Source organism: Pseudomonas sp. SJZ074, assembly GCF_007828215.1.
Classification (GTDB): Bacteria; Pseudomonadota; Gammaproteobacteria; order Pseudomonadales; family Pseudomonadaceae; genus Aquipseudomonas.
In genome coordinates this window covers 12,396-28,619 of sequence record NZ_VIUE01000006.1, presented here as the reverse complement: position 1 = coordinate 28,619, position 16,224 = coordinate 12,396, and the positions used below count along the sequence as shown (strand labels likewise).

General features: G+C 62.3%; 9 protein-coding genes. 6 read left to right on the top strand and 3 right to left on the bottom strand.

What is annotated here, in order from left to right:
• Positions 1-13 precede the first annotated feature (13 nt).
• The 3 genes from FBX99_RS09615 (at position 14) to FBX99_RS09600 (ending at position 1,937) form a co-directional block, all read left to right on the top strand.
• Positions 14-601 (top strand): YecA family protein, encoded by a 588-nt coding sequence (locus FBX99_RS09615; RefSeq protein ID WP_139647302.1) that lies wholly within the window; start codon positions 14-16, stop codon positions 599-601.
• Positions 602-611: 10 nt separating this feature from the next.
• The gene (locus FBX99_RS09610; RefSeq protein WP_144928334.1) at positions 612-1,007 is read left to right on the top strand and encodes a YbaN family protein; all 396 of its coding nucleotides are present in this window, start codon (positions 612-614) and stop codon (positions 1,005-1,007) included.
• A gap of 594 nt (positions 1,008-1,601) precedes the next feature.
• Positions 1,602-1,937, top strand: a complete 336-nt coding sequence (locus FBX99_RS09600; RefSeq protein ID WP_144928338.1) for a DUF6124 family protein — start codon at positions 1,602-1,604, stop codon at positions 1,935-1,937.
• 160 nt (positions 1,938-2,097) lie between these two features.
• Here the strand turns inward: FBX99_RS09600 and FBX99_RS09595 are convergent, their stop codons facing one another.
• Positions 2,098-9,219: a retention module-containing protein gene (locus FBX99_RS09595; protein ID WP_145131333.1), complete on the bottom strand. Its 7,122-nt coding sequence runs from the start codon at positions 9,217-9,219 to the stop codon at positions 2,098-2,100.
• Positions 9,220-9,673: 454 nt separating this feature from the next.
• On the opposite strand from FBX99_RS09595, the gene FBX99_RS09590 reads away from it, so the two are divergent.
• From FBX99_RS09590 to FBX99_RS09580, 3 genes are all read left to right on the top strand, one after another.
• Entirely contained in the window at positions 9,674-11,032 is a 1,359-nt protein-coding gene (locus FBX99_RS09590) for a TolC family outer membrane protein (RefSeq protein WP_144928340.1), read from the top strand.
• Positions 11,033-11,051: 19 nt separating this feature from the next.
• Entirely contained in the window at positions 11,052-13,211 is a 2,160-nt protein-coding gene (locus tag FBX99_RS09585) for a type I secretion system permease/ATPase (protein WP_144928342.1), read from the top strand.
• 61 nt (positions 13,212-13,272) lie between these two features.
• On the top strand, positions 13,273-14,637 hold the full coding sequence (locus FBX99_RS09580) for an HlyD family type I secretion periplasmic adaptor subunit (protein WP_144928343.1): 1,365 nt from the start codon (positions 13,273-13,275) through the stop codon (positions 14,635-14,637).
• A 50-nt stretch (positions 14,638-14,687) separates the two neighbouring features.
• Here the strand turns inward: FBX99_RS09580 and FBX99_RS09575 are convergent, their stop codons facing one another.
• A complete protein-coding gene (locus tag FBX99_RS09575; RefSeq protein ID WP_145131331.1) occupies positions 14,688-15,284 on the bottom strand; it encodes a tRNA-uridine aminocarboxypropyltransferase in 597 nt (198 codons plus the stop codon).
• Between the two features lie 7 nt (positions 15,285-15,291).
• The gene (locus FBX99_RS09570; protein ID WP_145131329.1) at positions 15,292-16,182 is read right to left on the bottom strand and encodes a LysR family transcriptional regulator; all 891 of its coding nucleotides are present in this window, start codon (positions 16,180-16,182) and stop codon (positions 15,292-15,294) included.
• Between the last annotated feature and the right edge of the window lie 42 nt (positions 16,183-16,224).

Below are 16,224 nucleotides of genomic sequence, written 5' to 3'. Positions count from 1 at the left end.
AAGGTAGCCTGTAATGTCCTTCGCTGAGCAACTGACCCGCCTGCAAGTCTTCCTCGACGCCGATGAGCTGCACGACGAAGCACTGGACTACGTGGCCGCTCACGGCTACCTGACCGCCCTGTCGATCTGCTCCGAGCAGGTGCCGGATCGCGAGTGGATCGATGCCCTCTTCGCCGAAGAGCCGCATTACACCGACGAAGCCCAACGCATCGAAATCGAAGCCACGCTGGTCGGCCTCAAGGCGCACATTGCCCGTCAACTGGCGTCCGACGAAGAATTCGAGCTGCCCTGCGAGCTGGACCTGGGCGATGACCCGGACGATTCGGAACTGCGTGGCTGGTGCATCGGTTTCATGGAAGGCGTGTTCCTGCGCGAAGCGGCCTGGTTCGAAACCGCCGAAGAGGAAGTCAGCGAAATGCTGCTGCCGATCATGGTCGGCTCCGGCCTGTTCGACGAGCAACCGGAGTTCTCCGACATCGCCGCCGATGCCAACCTGATGGACGACATGATCGTACAGATCCCGGAAGCCCTCACCGCGCTGTACCTGCTGTGCAACGCTCCGGACGAGAAGCCGGCGATCCTCAAGCCTCGTCACCACTAAGACGCAGCCTATGGACAACCCCATAGGCAACCGCCCCCTGATGTTGCGCTACGTGCTGCTGGCCATCGGCTGGCTGAGCGTGGCATTGGGGGTGATCGGGATTTTCCTGCCAGTACTGCCCACTACGCCCTTCCTGCTTCTGGCAGCGGCCTGCTTCGCCCGCAGTTCGCCGCGTTTCTACCAATGGCTGGTGGAGCACCCACGACTCGGGCCGTGGATCAAGGATTACCTCAGCGGCAACGGCATCCCGCTCAAGGGCAAGGTCTACGCCATCGGGTTGATGTGGGCGAGCATTCTGCTGTCATGCTACCTGGTGCCCTTGCCGTGGGCACGGGGGTTCATGTTGACGAGTGCGGTGTTGGTGACGGTTTATATCCTCAGGCAGAAAACACTGTGCAAGCCCTGAAGGCAGCGGGTCGGGCACTGGATAACGTCGAACATCGCTAGCCACTCCGCCCTTGATCGTTCACACGCTCTGCGTGGGAATGCCTCAACGGACGCTCTGCGTTCGGCTCTGGGAGACGCAGAGCGTCCCAGGCTGCATTCCCACGCAGAGCGTGGGAACGATCAATCAACTGTGTTTATTGAGCTGTGGGACGCTGCTGGAGCGGGCTACACCGCCTTGCGCCATTGCCTACAAGTACGCCAGAATCCGCCGGCTTGTGCACCAGGGGGGCGAGATCTATCGTTTGCCGGTCGCTGACGAATCAGCGATCGGGTTTGGTAGCCCGTCCTCCACATGACGCACAGCGTCACTACCTTCAACGGTGTCTTTTTGGCATTCGTCTTATGGTGGCCATGCGCAGGGCGCCCTCGGGCGCGCCGGCTTTCCATGTGGTCCGGTCTACCAACCTTCGTATGGCCGCCACCCTAATGAGATGGTCAGCCCAGTACGGGAGCCTCGGTAAATCTAAACTTACCGGGGTTCTCACTGACTTGCGGAGACCTCGTTTGGTAGCGAGGGTGATGGCTCCTTTCATTACACATGGAGCTTCATCTTATGTTCAAAGTAACTCCCAATCCGCCAGACGCCGACCCCACATCCTCATATGACAAAGCCGCCGATCGCGCCCTCGACTTTTACCTGAACCCCAAACCGAGCGAGTCCGAGATCAATCCGCCCTTCGATCAGCTCTTTGCCGTCGTCAATGGCATCGAGACTGAAGTCCTGCTCGCCAACCTCAGCGAAACCCTGGCCTCGGCCAATGCCATGGTCAGTGATCTGGCCTTCGAGCTGAACGGTTCCCGGCGGCATGTGGCGTTGGGTATCCAGCAATTGATTGAACTGGGCGCATTGCTCGCGAACCGGGCACTGGACAATGTCGAACATCGCTAGCCACTCCGCCCTTGATCATTCCCACGCTCTGCTTGGGAATGCCTCAACGGACGTTCTGCGTTCGGCTCTTGGAGACGCAGAGCGTCCCAGGCTGCATTACCACGCAGAGCGTGGGAACGATCGAAACCCGGAAACGGCGGGTTTGCCATTTCAGCTCAGCTCACACCGTATCCACCTTCAACGAATGATCATTCAACATCCCATTGATGATGGTCGCCGTGTCCGCCCCGCCCGCAATCATCCCCCCTGCGCCCGGTGTCACGCCGTAGTGGTTGGCGAGGTCGACGCCGGCCAGGTCGATGGTCTGGTTCGGCGTCGCGCCGGCGGTGGCGCTGACGTCAATGCTGGTGATGACCGATGCGCCGCTGCCGGTGACGGTGAAGTGCAGGTAGTCGTCCAGGGAGGCGCTGGTGCCGTTCTCTCCCAGCAGCAGTTGTGACAGGTCAAGTTTGTCGAGACCGGGGGTGAAGTCGGTGATCACGTCATGGCCGCTATTACCTGCCATCCACTGGAAGGTATCGGCGCCGCTGCCGCCAGTGAGGGTGTTGTTGCCCAAGCCGCCGATCAGGATGTCATCGCCGCCACCGCCATTGAGCACGTCATGACCCAGTCCGCCGTCGATGCGGTTGTTGGCCCCGTCGCCGGTGAGGGTGTCGTTGAAGTTCGAACCGACGAGGTTTTCGATACCGCCCAGGGTGTCGGTACCGGCGCCTAGCGTGTTTTGCGCGGCGAGCAGGCCCAGGTTCACCGTGACACCGGCGGTGGCATGGGCGTAGCTGGCGGTGTCGTTGCCGGTGCCGCCATCGAGCAGGTCATTGCCCGCGCCGCTGTAGAGCAAATCGTTGCCCGCTCCGCCGTGCAAGGTATTGTTGCCCGAGCCGGCACTGAGGATGTCGTTGCCGTCTCCACCATTGAGGAGGTTGTCGCCATTGCCGGCCAACAATACGTCATCTCCCGTGGTGCCGGTCAACGTATGGCCCGCCTGATAGCTGATGCTCACCGCCGCACTGTCGCTGCCGCCGTGGTTATCGCTGGCGGTATAGCTGCCGTGGTAATCCGGTGCGCTGTCCTGGGCGCCGGCATAGTTGACGGTCAGGGTCAGTTGATAGTTTTCCGCGGCGTTGGCGTTGCCGCCACCGGGGTTGGGGATGTTGGTGAGGTGGATCTGGTAGTTGCCGTCCGCTGTCGCTGTGAACGAAGCCCCATCGTTGATCGCGATGAACGGTCCGCCATTGAGGGAATACTCCATAGCAATGCGACCGGCCGACAGATTGTGGTCCAGGGTCAGGGTTTCACCTTGCTTGAGACTGATGTTGAGGCGATCCTCATCGTTGGTATTGTTGTTGGACACCATCCCCAGTGCACCGCTGACCACCAGCACCGCCGTCATGGCGGCGGGATTGGCGACGAAGGTACTGCGGTCGAGATTGATCGACTGCACGTTGTTGCCGGTGAAGCTGACCGTGCCAGTGCTGCCGGTGAAGTCCGCGCCTTTGCCGACCCAACCGGTGTTGAAGCTGGTGGGTGCAGCGGTCAGCGGATCGCCATTGGCGTCACTGTCGTTGCCCAGCAACAGTTCTCCCGGTACCACGATATTGCCCGACAGCACGTTGGTGATGACGTTGTCGCCCATCGCCACGGGTGGACTGTTAGGCACGACGTTAATCACCAGGCTGGAACTCGCCAGGTCGCCATCGTTGTCACTGACGGTGTAGGCGATGTTTTCGCTGATCACCGTACTGGTGGTGGTCTGAGAGGTGTAGCTGTACTCGCCGCTGTCGAGGTTGATCACCAGCGTGCCGTTGTGGGCGGTGGCGATGCTCACGCTGTTGTTCACGCTGTTGAACGTGCCATGGTTGGCCCCGCCACTGGCCGTCAATGCACCCTGACCACCGTTGGCGGCCGGGTCATAGCTGTACGTGGTGCCATCGACCACCAGGCTTTTGACATAGCCTCCGTCGGCGCCGAACGTACCGCCCTCGCCCAACAGGCTGCCGGTGACCGGCACGCCTTGCACGGTGCCGGACAATACCGAGTTGAGCTGGTTGAGATCGGTCACCACCACGGCGGTGGTGTTGGTATGGGTGCTGCCATCGTAGGCCAGCGGGTCGAGGTTGGCATTGCTGACCCCGCTGCCCAGGCCGATGGCGTAGTTCTTGATGCCGTTGGCGTCGAGGAAGGCTTTCCAGGCGGCTTCGTCTGCCGCACCGGTTTCCTGGCCCGACGTCGGTTTGCCGTCAGAGAAGAAGTAACCGATGTTCTGCGCCCCGGTCAGTTGCCCGGAGGTGACGAACGCAGTCTTGGCCGCCGCCACTGCCGCATCGTAGTTGGTCCCGCCGCCCGCCGTCAGGCTGGTGAGCAGCGTCTTGGCGGTCGCCACATCGACCCATACCGAGGTCTGGTCGGTGGCGCTGCTGCTGAAGGTCACCAACTGGACCTTCACATCGCCCATGTCATCATATTTATCCAGCAAGGCACCGATGGCCTGCTTCGCCAAATCCAGCCGCGAAAGCCCCGGCATGCCGGAAGCATCGGCCATGCTGCCGGACACATCGAGCACGATCAGCAGGTTCGAATCGATCTCCACCGCCGTCACTGAACGTTCCGATGCAACGGCGCTGGGCACATCGTCGACGATGCTCACCACCAGGTTGCCGGTAACGGTGTTGCCCAGGGAATCCGTGGCCTGATAGGTGAAGCTTTCGCTCAAGGCGTTCGGACCGTCATTGGCGTGGGGGGTCGTCGTGGCGGGCGAGGTCAGGGTGTAGGTGTAGGAGCCGTCAGGATGCAGCAGCAGTTGACCATAAGCCCCCGTGGCGTTGCCCACCAGGGTGAAGGTCACCGCGCCAGTGGCACCCGACACCGAACCGACCAGGCTGCCGCTGGCCGTTTCGCCGGTACCGCTCGGATCGCTGCCAGTGACTGTGCCAGGGGCCAGGTCCTGGCCGTCCTGATTCAGATCGAGGGCTTTTTCATAGACGGTAATGTCGTGGTCCGTTTCGGCAACAAGGCAGCTGTTGTGTACATCGATGGTGATCGTAGTGGTGCTCTCATCCCCATCGCCATCGCGCACGGTGTAGGTGAACACATCCGTGGCGCCGGGTGCGCCGACGCTGTCCGGGTTGCTGTGGTAGACCGCGTTGCCATTGGCATCCAGGGTCAGGTAGCCGTAGGTACCGTTGATCTGGGTGTTCAGACCGCCAACAACCGGGGTTGAAGTGTCGCCGCCAACCCGTACGCCGATGACGGTACCGCCGTCGGCGCCGAGCACGTCGTTGTCCAGCACGTTACCGCTGACCGTCCCGCCCTCCACCACCGCGGCTGTGTCGCAATAAGCATTTGGCACATCGTCGACGATGTTGATGACGATGGTGCTGGTGACGGTGTTGCCCAAGGAGTCCGTGGCTTGATAGGTGAAACTTTCACTGAGCGCGTTCGGGCCATCATTGGCATTGGGCGTTGTCGTTGCGGGCGAGGTCAGGGTGTAGGTGTAGGAGCCGTCCGGGTTGAGTAACAACTGCCCGTGGGTGCCGGTGGCGTCGCTCACCAAGGTGAAGGTCACGGCGCCAACGGCACCGGTTACCGCCCCCACGAGACTGCCGGTAGCGGTTTCACTGGTGGCGCTCGGGTCGCTGCCGGTGACAGTGCCGGGGGCCAGGTCCAGGCCATCCTGATTCAGATCGAGGGCTTTTTCGTGGACGCTGATGTCTTGATCCGGCGTGGCGACCAGGCATACGTCGTGTACGTCGATGGTGATGGTAGTGGTGCTTTCATCACCGTCGGCATCGCGCACGGTGTAAGTGAACACGTCCGTGGCGCCGGGGGCACTGACGCTGTCCGGGTTGCTGTGGTAGACCGCGTTGCCATTGGCATCCAGGGTCAGGTAGCCGTAGGTGCCATTGATCTGGGTGTTGAGACCGCCAATCGCCGGAGTCGAGGTGTCGTCACCGGCGCGTACACCAATCACCGCACCACTGGCAGCAGGCCCATCGGCACCGCCCACGTCGTTGTCCAGGACATTGCCGCTGACTGTCCCGCCTTCATTCACCGAGGCAGAATCGGCGTGGGCGGTGGGCAGGTCGTCGACGATGTTCACATCGAGATTGCCGGTTGCCGTGGTGCCGTTGTCATCCGTGGCGACGACGGTGAATTGCTCGCTGAGGCTGTTGGCACCGTTGGCGTTCGGATGGGCTTCGTTGTCCAGCAGGGTGTAGCTGTAGCTGACCACCCCGGTGGCCGCGTTGAAGCCGGTGATGGTCAGGGTGTTGCCCAGCGCCGTGGTGATGGACTGTGGAAAACCTGCCGCCACCCCGCCGCTGACGACCGTGATGCCGCCGACACTCAAGGTCTGCACGCCGTCCAGTGCGGTCACGGTGAAGGTGCCGTTTTGAGTCAGCGCTGATGTATCAGGACTGCTGCCGTCGCTGAGGTTTTTCTCCTGCACCGTCAGCTCGCCGCCGTCGGTATCCAAGCCGGTGATGATCACCGGATCGTCGTTGTTGTGCACCTGCAGCACCAGGTTCGCGGTGCTGGTGTCGCCGTCTGCATCGGTCAGGGTGTAGGTGAAGGTGTCAGTGCCGTTGCCGCCACCGTGCAAACCTTTGAAATCCGTGTCGGCGGGGTTGAGGGTGTAGGTGTAGGAACCATCGGCGTTGAGCACCAGGGTGCCGTAGGTGCCGGTAAACGTGCCCGGCGTGATCGGGCCGGAAGCGACGTGGTCGGCACCTTCGGTGTCGTTGCCCAGCACGCTGCCGGTCAAGGTCAGGTTGGTTTCCGAGGCGGTGCTGGCGTTGCTGTCGTCCACGGCGTGCGGCAGGTCGTCGATGATGTTCACATCAAGGTTGCCGGTTGCCGTGGTGCCGTTGTCATCGGTGACCACGACGTTGAATTGCTCGCTGAGGCTGTTGGCACCGTTGGCGTTCGGATGGGCTTCGTTGTCCAGCAGGGTGTAGCTGTAGCTGACCACCCCGGTGGCCGCGTTGAAGCCGGTGATGGTCAGGGTGTTGCCCAGCGCCGTGGTGATGGACTGTGGAAAACCTGCCGCCACCCCGCCGCTGACGACCGTGATGCCGCCGACACTCAAGGTCTGCACACCGTCCAGCGCGGTCACGGTGAAGGTGCCGTTTTGAGTCAGCGCTGATGTATCAGGACTGCTGCCGTCGCTGAGGTTTTTCTCCTGCACCGTCAGCTCGCCGCCGTCGGTATCCAAGCCGGTGATGATCACCGGATCGTCGTTGTTGTGCACCTGCAGCACCAGGTTCGCGGTGCTGGTGTCGCCGTCTGCATCGGTCAGGGTGTAGGTGAAGGTGTCAGTGCCGTTGCCGCCACCGTGCAAACCTTTGAAATCCGTGCCGGCGGGGTTGAGGGTGTAGGTGTAGGAACCATCGGCGTTGAGCACCAGGGTGCCGTAGGTGCCGGTGAACGTGCCCGGCGTGATCGGGCCGGAAGCGACGTGGTCGGCACCTTCGGTGTCGTTGCCCAGCACGCTGCCGGTCAAGGTCAGGTTGGTTTCCGAGGCGGTGCTGGCGTTGCTGTCGTCCACGGCGTGCGGCAGGTCGTCGATGATGTTCACATCAAGGTTGCCGGTTGCCGTGGTGCCGTTGTCATCGGTGACCACGACGTTGAATTGCTCGCTGAGGCTGTTGGCGCCGTTGGCGTTCGGATGGGCTTCGTTGTCCAGCAGGGTGTAGCTGTAGCTGACCACCCCGGTGGCCGCGTTGAAGCCGGTGATGGTCAGGGTGTTGCCCAGCGCCGTGGTGATGGACTGTGGAAAACCTGCCGCCACCCCGCCGCTGACGACCGTGATGCCGCCGACGCTCAAGGTCTGCACACCGTCCAGTGCGGTCACGGTGAAGGTGCCGTTTTGGGTCAGGGCTGGCGCATCCGGGCTCGTGCCGTCGCTGAGATTTCTCTCCTGCACCGTCAGCTCACCACCCTCGGTGTCCAGGCCAGTGATGATCACCGGATCGTCGTTGTTGTGCACCTGCAGCACCAGGTTCGCGGTGCTGGTATCGCCGTCTGCATCGGTCAGGGTGTAGGTGAAGGTTTCGGTCCCGCTTCCCCCGCCATGCAGTGCCACGAATTGCGGGTCGCTGGTATCCAGGGTGTAGGTGTACGTACCGTTGGGGTTGAGCACCAGGGTGCCGTAGGTGCCGGTGAACGTCCCGCCGATGATCGGCCCGCTGTCTGGGCCGGTGGGAATACGGTCGGCGCCCTGGTGGTCGTTGGGCAATACGTTGCCGGTGAGGGTGGCCAGGGTTTCCGATGCGATGCTGGCATTGCTGTCATCGATCGCCTGGGGCACGTCGTCGGTGATATTGACGTCCAGGGTGCCGGTGGCGCTGTCGCCATCGGTGTCCACCGCCACGACCGGGAACTGTTCGGTGAGGGTATTGGCACCGTCGCCGGTGGGATGGGTTTCATTGTCGAGCAAGGTGTAGGTGTAGCTGACTACTCCGGTGGCGGGGTTGTAGCCGGTGATGGTCAGGGTATTGCCCAGCGCGGTGGTGATGGCCTGGGGGAAGCCTGCGGGCACGCCACCGGCAATCACGCTGATGCCGCCGATGCTCAAGCTGCTCAACCCGTCAGGGGCATTGACGGTGAAGGTGCCGCTCTGTACCAATGCGCCCGGATTGCTGGCTGAGCCGTCGGCCAGGTTGGCCTCGTTGACGGTCAGTTCGCCGCCCTCCACGTTCAGGCCATCGAGGGTCACGGGATTGTCCGGTGGTTCAGGGGTCACGGGTGGCACAGTTTGATTGTCGCCATTGTCATTCCCATCGCCAGCCAGACGTACCAGCGGAAACTCGGGAACCCCGTTGAACCCGGCCGTAGGGAACCCGATCTGCGGTGCAACGGTACCGCCCACTTCCTCCAGCAGCACAAAGCTGTGCCCTCCACCCAAGGCACCGGGCGCATTACCGGCGCCGGGCCCTGCGGCCGTGGCTTCGCCGGTCTGGGTCGGGTCGGCACCGGCGGCGATGGCTTGCTGCAGTTTCTGCACGTCGGTCAGTTGCCCGACCGTCGGGGTCACCGCTTCAGGCGTATCGACATGGGGTACCTGGTGGGCGAGCAGCTGCGTAGAGAGTGTCAGGTTGCTTTCACGGCCCAAAGTCAGCTCCTGGCCGTTCGCAAGGTGCACGGCCACCGCTCCTTCAGCACCGGTGATCAGGTGCTCGCCGGCATACAGCCGGTCCCCTTCGACCAGAGGACGCCGCTGGCCTGCGGCCGTCTCTGCGAAAACCTGCCCCACAATCTTGCTGACTGTACCGATGAGCGCTGCCATGTGCATCCCTCCGTTGCCAACCACGGTCGGCACTTTGATGGGTGAAGAAATCCCCGTGCTTAGGGACAACCAGGAAATCTGGAAAATCTGCCAGCTTTCGCAGGCTCAAGAAGCGCTAGCCATTCGCCACAACGACAAAAAACCGTCACCTTGAAGACCTGCCCATTCAACCCTGTTAGCACCTCTTCACATTGTTTAAAAATTCCAATGGAACTTTTATTTGACGTCTAAAAGCCGTCAGAGCCCGCAATTTCAAAGGACTTACCCTTGAACAATGTGCTGCTTTTTTCCGGGCACATAAGTTTTTTTCGGCATAAGACTTATGAGAAATTCTTCTTAGGTTTCCTTCAGGATGTTCTTAGCTGTGTTGTTACAAGGTTGAAACGGTTTTGATCTTAAATACGTCAATATTCTGGCGACACAGAAGCACAACAGACCTCAGGAGATGCACCCCATGCGCGTTTTATCCCCTCTTTGCAGCGCGGTTTTGCTGGCGATGGCCTGCTCTTCTTCTGCGCAGGCCATGTCGCTGACCGAAGCGATCCAGAGCACCATCGCGACTCACCCTGAATTGGCACAACGGGTGGACAGCCGTCTGTCGGCCAACGAAGACGTCAAGGTCGCCAGGGGGGGCTTCTTTCCGTCGGTGGATTTGAATGCCGGCTACGGCCGTGGCTATAGCGACAACCCCAACACCCGTGCACAGGGCAATCACAACACCAACACCCTGAATTACACCCAGTCGGAGCTGCGCCTGCGGCAGATGCTCTTTGACGGGTTCAACACCAGCAATGAGGTGGAGCGCACCAAGGGCGTGGTCAATTCCCGGGCCTATTACGCACAAGGCACCGCCCAGGACCTGGCCCTGCGTACCATCGAGGTCTACCTCGAAGTGCTCAAGCGTCGAGAACTGGTGACCCTGGCCAAGAACAACCTGCAGGCGCACCTGCGGGTCAATGACCAGATCGGCCTGCGCACCCAGCGCGGCGTGGGCAGCACGGCCGATTCCGACCAGTCCAATGCCCGTCGGGCGCTGGCGGAGAACAACTACGACACCGCCCAGGTCGACCTCGCCGACGCCGAGGCGAACTTCTACAGCGTGGTCGGGCGCATGCCCGATGAACTGGAAACACCGCCATCGACCAAGGGCGAAATCCCCGCCGACCTGCGCGAAGCCCAGCAGAGCATGGTGGAGAATCACCCCTACTTGAAATCGGCCCAGGCCGACGTGCAGTCCGCCGAGAGCCAATATGAAGTAGCCAAGTCGCCGTTCTACCCACGCTTCGACGCCGAGGCCGCGGTGGGCGCCAATAACAACATCGGTGGCGAAGAAGGTCACGACAACAACTGGCGGGTCGGTGTGGTGATGAACTACAACCTGTTCCGCGGCGGCAGCGACAAGGCACGGCTGGCGTCCAACGCGCACCAGATCGACCAGGCCATGGACATTCGCAATAACGCCTTGCGCCAGCTCAATGAAGACACGCGCCTGGCCTGGAACGCGATGCTCAACGCTCGCAAGCAGACCCCCACAGCCCGGGAATATGCCGACACCACTGCCCGCGTGCGCGCGGCCTACCAGGATCAGTTCGGCCTCGGCCAGCGGACCCTGCTCGACCTGCTCGACAGTGAAAACGAGCTGTACAACGCCAACCGTCGCTACACCGAAGTGCGCTACACCGAGGAATACTCAATGTACCGGGTGCTGGCGAACATGGGCCTGTTGTTGAGCAAACAACGGATCGTGCTGCCGGCGGACGCCATCGCCCAGACCGAAGTCAAGAGCGAAGCACGGCTGCCCGAATTGAAGTAGCCCACTGGGAGCGATCAATGTGACCAGCATGGAACCCGCTATCCCCGGCGCCGACCCGCGCCTGAGCTTCGATGACCCTCTGCTGGATGGTCTGTTGATCCTCTGCAAACTCCATGGCGCGACGGTCAGCCGCGCCAGCCTCAGCGCCGGGCTTCCAATGGCGCACCAACGGCTGAGCCTGGACCTGCTGCCTCGTGCAGCGGCCCGGGCCGGTTTGCAGGCACGGGTGCTGCGCCGTGGCCTGGGCGAGATTTCACCGCTCAATCTACCGGTGATGCTGCTGTTGGCCGGTGGTCGTTGCGCGGTATTGCGACGCTGGCACGAGGACGGCCGGGCATTGATCCTGCCCTGCGAAGCCGACGGCGGCGAGCAATGGGTCAGCCGCGAGGAACTGAGCGCCGATTATGCTGGCCAGGCGTTGTTCGCCCGGCCGCGCCATGAACTCGAAGACCTGCGCTCGCCCCTGGTGCCACGGGTCGAAGCGTGGTTCCGCGACACCTTGAAATTGTCGCGCTGGCTGTATAGCGATGCGATCCTGGCGAGTCTGCTCATCAACCTGCTGGGGTTGATGGTGCCGCTGTTCGTCATGCAGACCTACGACCGCGTGGTGCCGAACCAGGCCACGTCTACCCTGTGGGTGTTGGCCGTGGGGCTGTTGATCGGCACCGGCTTCGAGCTGGTACTGCGAGTGGTGCGCGCGCACCTGCTGGACAGCGCCGGCAAGAAAACCGACGTGATCCTCTCCGCCACCCTGTTTGAGCGCATCACCGGCATGGCGATGAAGGTCCGGCCGGTGACCATCGGCGGGTTCGCCCAGAGCATCCATGACTTCCAGGGCCTGCGGGAATTTCTCACCGCCGTGACCCTCACCAGCCTGATCGACCTGCCCTTTGCCGTGCTGATGCTGTTGGTGATCGGTTTGCTGGGGGGCTGGTTGGTGGTCATTCCGGTGGTGGCGTTCCCCATCACAGTGATCTTCGCGCTGATCATCCAGGTGCGTTTGCGCGACACCGTACAAAAGAGCCTGGCCCTCGGCGCCCAGCGCCAGGCCTTGCTGATCGAAACCCTCGGCGGCCTGGAAACCCTCAAGGCCTGCAGCGCGGAAAGCGAGCGCCAGCACCAATGGGAAAGCACCCACGGCGCCCTCACCCGCCTGGACAGCCACGCGCGCAACCTCTCGGCACTGGCGACCAACGGCACTCTGTTCCTGCAGCAATTGGCCGGCATGACCACCATCGTCGCCGGGGTCTACAGCATCATCGCCGGCAATCTCAGCGTCGGCGCGCTGGTGGCGTCCTACATGCTTGGCAGCCGGGTCCTGGCGCCACTGGGGCAGATCGCCGGGCTGATCACCCGTTACCAGCAGGCGCAACTGACCATGCGCAGCACCGACGCCCTGATGGCCTTGCCCCAGGAACGCGATGCCAGGCAGCGGCCACTGGACCGCACCCAATTGCAGGGGGCACTGGACGTCCACGGCGTGACCTTCCACTACAACGACCAGAGCACACCGGCGCTGTCGAACGCGAGCTTCCAGCTCAAGGCCGGTGAACGGGTCGGGATCATCGGTCGCAGTGGCTCGGGCAAAAGTACCCTGGCGCGTCTGGTGATGGGATTCTACGAACCGCAGGAGGGCCAGTTGCTGCTCGACGGCCTGGACCTGCGGCAACTGGACGTCGCCGACCTGCGCCAACAGATCGGCTATGTCGCCCATGACCTGCCGCTGCTGGCCGGCAGCCTTCGCGACAACCTGACCCTCGGCGCCCGCTACATCAGCGATGCCCGCATGCTCGAAGTGGCGGAATTGACCGGCGTCGGCGAACTGGCTCGCCAGCATCCCCAAGGCTTCGACCGCCCGGTGGGCGAGCGCGGGCAGTTGCTGTCCGGCGGCCAGCGCCAAGCCGTGCTGCTGGCCCGGGCCCTGCTGCTCGATCCACCGATCCTGCTGTTGGACGAACCCACCAGCGCCATGGACAACAGCAGCGAAGACACTTTGCGGCAAAAGCTCCACACCCACATTCAGGGCAAGACCTTGCTACTGGTCACCCACCGCACCTCGATGCTGAGCCTGGTGGATCGACTGGTGGTGCTGGATAGCGGCCGGATCGTGGCCGACGGGCCAAAAGAGGTAGTGATCGAGGCGCTGCGCAAGGGTCGGGTCGGTTCCGGGACGGCCTAGCAAGCTCCCTCGCCACAAAGGCAACACCCAGTTTATCTACCTAATCGACGGGTATCCTCCTATGTCTGCTCAAGTCCCGGATCCAGCCGCCCGAAGCTACTTCAGCAGTTTCAGCAAAAGTGCCGAAAGCGAGTTCATGCCGGAAACCGCCGGTGCGGCGCTGCAGGATTCGCCCCGCCGATCCCGCGTCACCGTGTGGCTGGCCGCCGGGCTGATCGTCACCGCACTGGTGTGGGCGAAACTGGCGATCCTGCAGGAAGTCACCACCGGCGAGGGCAAAGCGATTCCGTCGAGCAAGGTCCAGGTGATCCAGAACCTGGAGGGCGGCATCGTCACCGAGATTTTCGTGCGCGAAGGCCAGATGGTGAACAAGGGCGATACTCTGCTGCGCCTCGACGACACGCGGTACCGGTCGAACAAGGGCGAAAGCGAGGCCGACCGCTATGCATTGATGGCCCAGGTCCAGCGCCTGTCGGCGGAGGCCGAGGGGCGGCCGTTCCAGGTATCGGCCGAGGTGACGGCCAAGGCCCCGCAAGTGGCCGAGGACGAGCGCGCGCTATATGAACAACGACAACGGCGCCTGGCCAGCGAACAACGGACTCTGACCGAACAACTGCGCCAGAAGACCCAGGAGCTGGCGGAGTTTCGCTCCAAGCAAGCCCAGTTCAGTTCCAGCCTGGCCCTGCTGCAAGAGGAAATGAACATGTCCGCGCCGCTGGTGAGCACCGGTGCGGTATCGCCGGTGGAGATCCTGCGGCTCAAGCGCAGCGCGGTGGAGATCCGTGGCTCGCTCAACGCCACCACCCTGGCAATCCCCCGGGCCGAATCGGCGATCAACGAAATCAAGAGCAAGATCGACGAATCGGAACAGACGTTCCGCTCCGACGCGGCCAAGGAGCTCAACGAGAAACGCACGGACCTGTCGAAAATCACCGCATCGAGCATCGCCATCGACGACCGCGTGACCCGCACCACCGTGGTTTCCCCGGTGCATGGGGTGATCAAGCAGCTCAAGGTCAACACCATCGGCGGCGTGGTGCAGCCGGGCAGCGACATGGTGGAAATCGTGCCCATGGAAGACAACCTGCTGATCGAAGCCAAGGTCCGCCCGCAGGACGTTGCCTTCCTCAATCCGGGCCAGAAAGCCATGGTCAAGTTCAGCGCCTACGACTACACGATCTACGGCGGGCTGAGTGCTCGGCTCGAACTGATCGGCGCCGACACCATCACCGACGATAAGGGCAACAGCTTCTACCTGATCCAGGTGCGTACCGATAAGAACCATTTGGGTGGCGACACCAAACCGCTGCTGATCATCCCGGGGATGGTGGCGACGGTGGATATTATTACCGGGGAGAAAAGTGTGCTGGATTACCTGCTCAAGCCGGTGCTGAAGGCGCGGACCGAGGCGATGCGCGAGCGGTAGTTCGGGTTTGAATCTTCAGTGAATGTCTATCGCCTTCGCGAGAACGACCACTATTTTCCAGCATGATTACGCTGATAGGTCTCCGCCCCCATCGCCGCAATCTGCCCTTCGATCAGCGCTTCGAACGGCCTCAGCAATGCCTCGAAACTCGCCGGCGCTTCCAGGATCTGCAACGCCTGGACAACCGCCTCCACCGTCGACAATGCGCCCGGTCCCGGCGCCTTGCGCAAGCGATAACGGGATACCCTGCCGTCGGCCAGCGTCACCCTCGGCAACGCCGCCAGCGAAGGATTGAGGTGCAGCAACTTGCGCGCCTTGCGCCAGGTGCCGTCCGGCACGACCAATAGCAGCGGATCGTCAGACGGCCCATAGGCCTGCATCGGCTGCGCATCCTCGCCGGGAAACAGCAGGCAGGCTTGATAACCCGGTCGATTTAGCAATGCAGGCAGATGCTTGAACACTTCACCGACGATCAACTCGGCGTTGTTGAGCCCCAGCGCCGCCAGGCGGGCGGTATTCAAGGCATGGTTCACTTCGCTGGGGTGTTGCAGCAGCAAGACCCGGGTGCGGCTGTCGAGGCTGGGGATCAGCGGGCACAGGCAATGGCTTTGCGGCCTGTGGCAACGCGGGCAATGAATTCTGGACATCGTCACCTCAGGCCTGGTGGAGCTGCGCTTTAAGCAGGTCGCGGAAAGTCTGGATCAGCGGCTCGCGGCTGCGACCCCGGCGCACGATCATCGAAAACGGCGCCTGATAGCCGAACGTAGCCGGCAGCAGCACCCGCAAGTCACCCTTGTCGACCCAGGCCTGGGCGTAATGCTCGGGCAGGTAGCCGATGTAGGCACCGGACAAGACCAGGATCAGTTGCGCCTCCATGCTCTCCACCGTCGCGGCGCTGTGCTTGAAGCCATGGCGGGCCAGTTCGGCCTGGCTCCAGTAACCGCGCCCGACCATCCTCTGCTGGGTGATGAGCTGTTCGGGGATGCGCCGCTCGTTGAACAGCGGGTGGCGGTTGCTGCAGTACAACCAGTGCTGCTCGCGGTACAGCGGCATGTACACCAGCCCGCTCATGCGCGTGGAAAACGCGCCAATGGCCAGGTCCAGGCGATTGTCCTGTACGCCGAGTTGCAGTTCGTAGGGGCTCATGACCGACAAGTGCAAGTGCACCGCCGGGTGTTCAAGGCTGTAGGCGCCGATGACCTCGGCGAAGGGCAGAGCCTTGTCGCTGACGGTGGAGTCGATCACCCCCAGGTTCAACGTGCCACGCAATTCGCCTTTCAGGGCTGCGGCGTACTGCTCGAAACCTTCGAGCTCACCCAACAGGCGCAAGGTTTCCTGATGGAACAACTCGCCCTTGCTGGTCAGGCTGAACCCGCCACGGCCACGATGACACAACACCAGGCCCAAGGCCGATTCCAGCTGGCTCATGTAGGTGCTGATGGCCGAGGTGGAAAGGTTGAGCTCATGCTGAGCATTGGCGAAACCCTGGTGCCGGACCACGCTGACGAAGATTCGTAGCAGTTTCAGGTCGGGTAGAGCGTTCATTGGGGGTTCTCCATACCAGCGTTCACTGCAAAACTTTGTGGC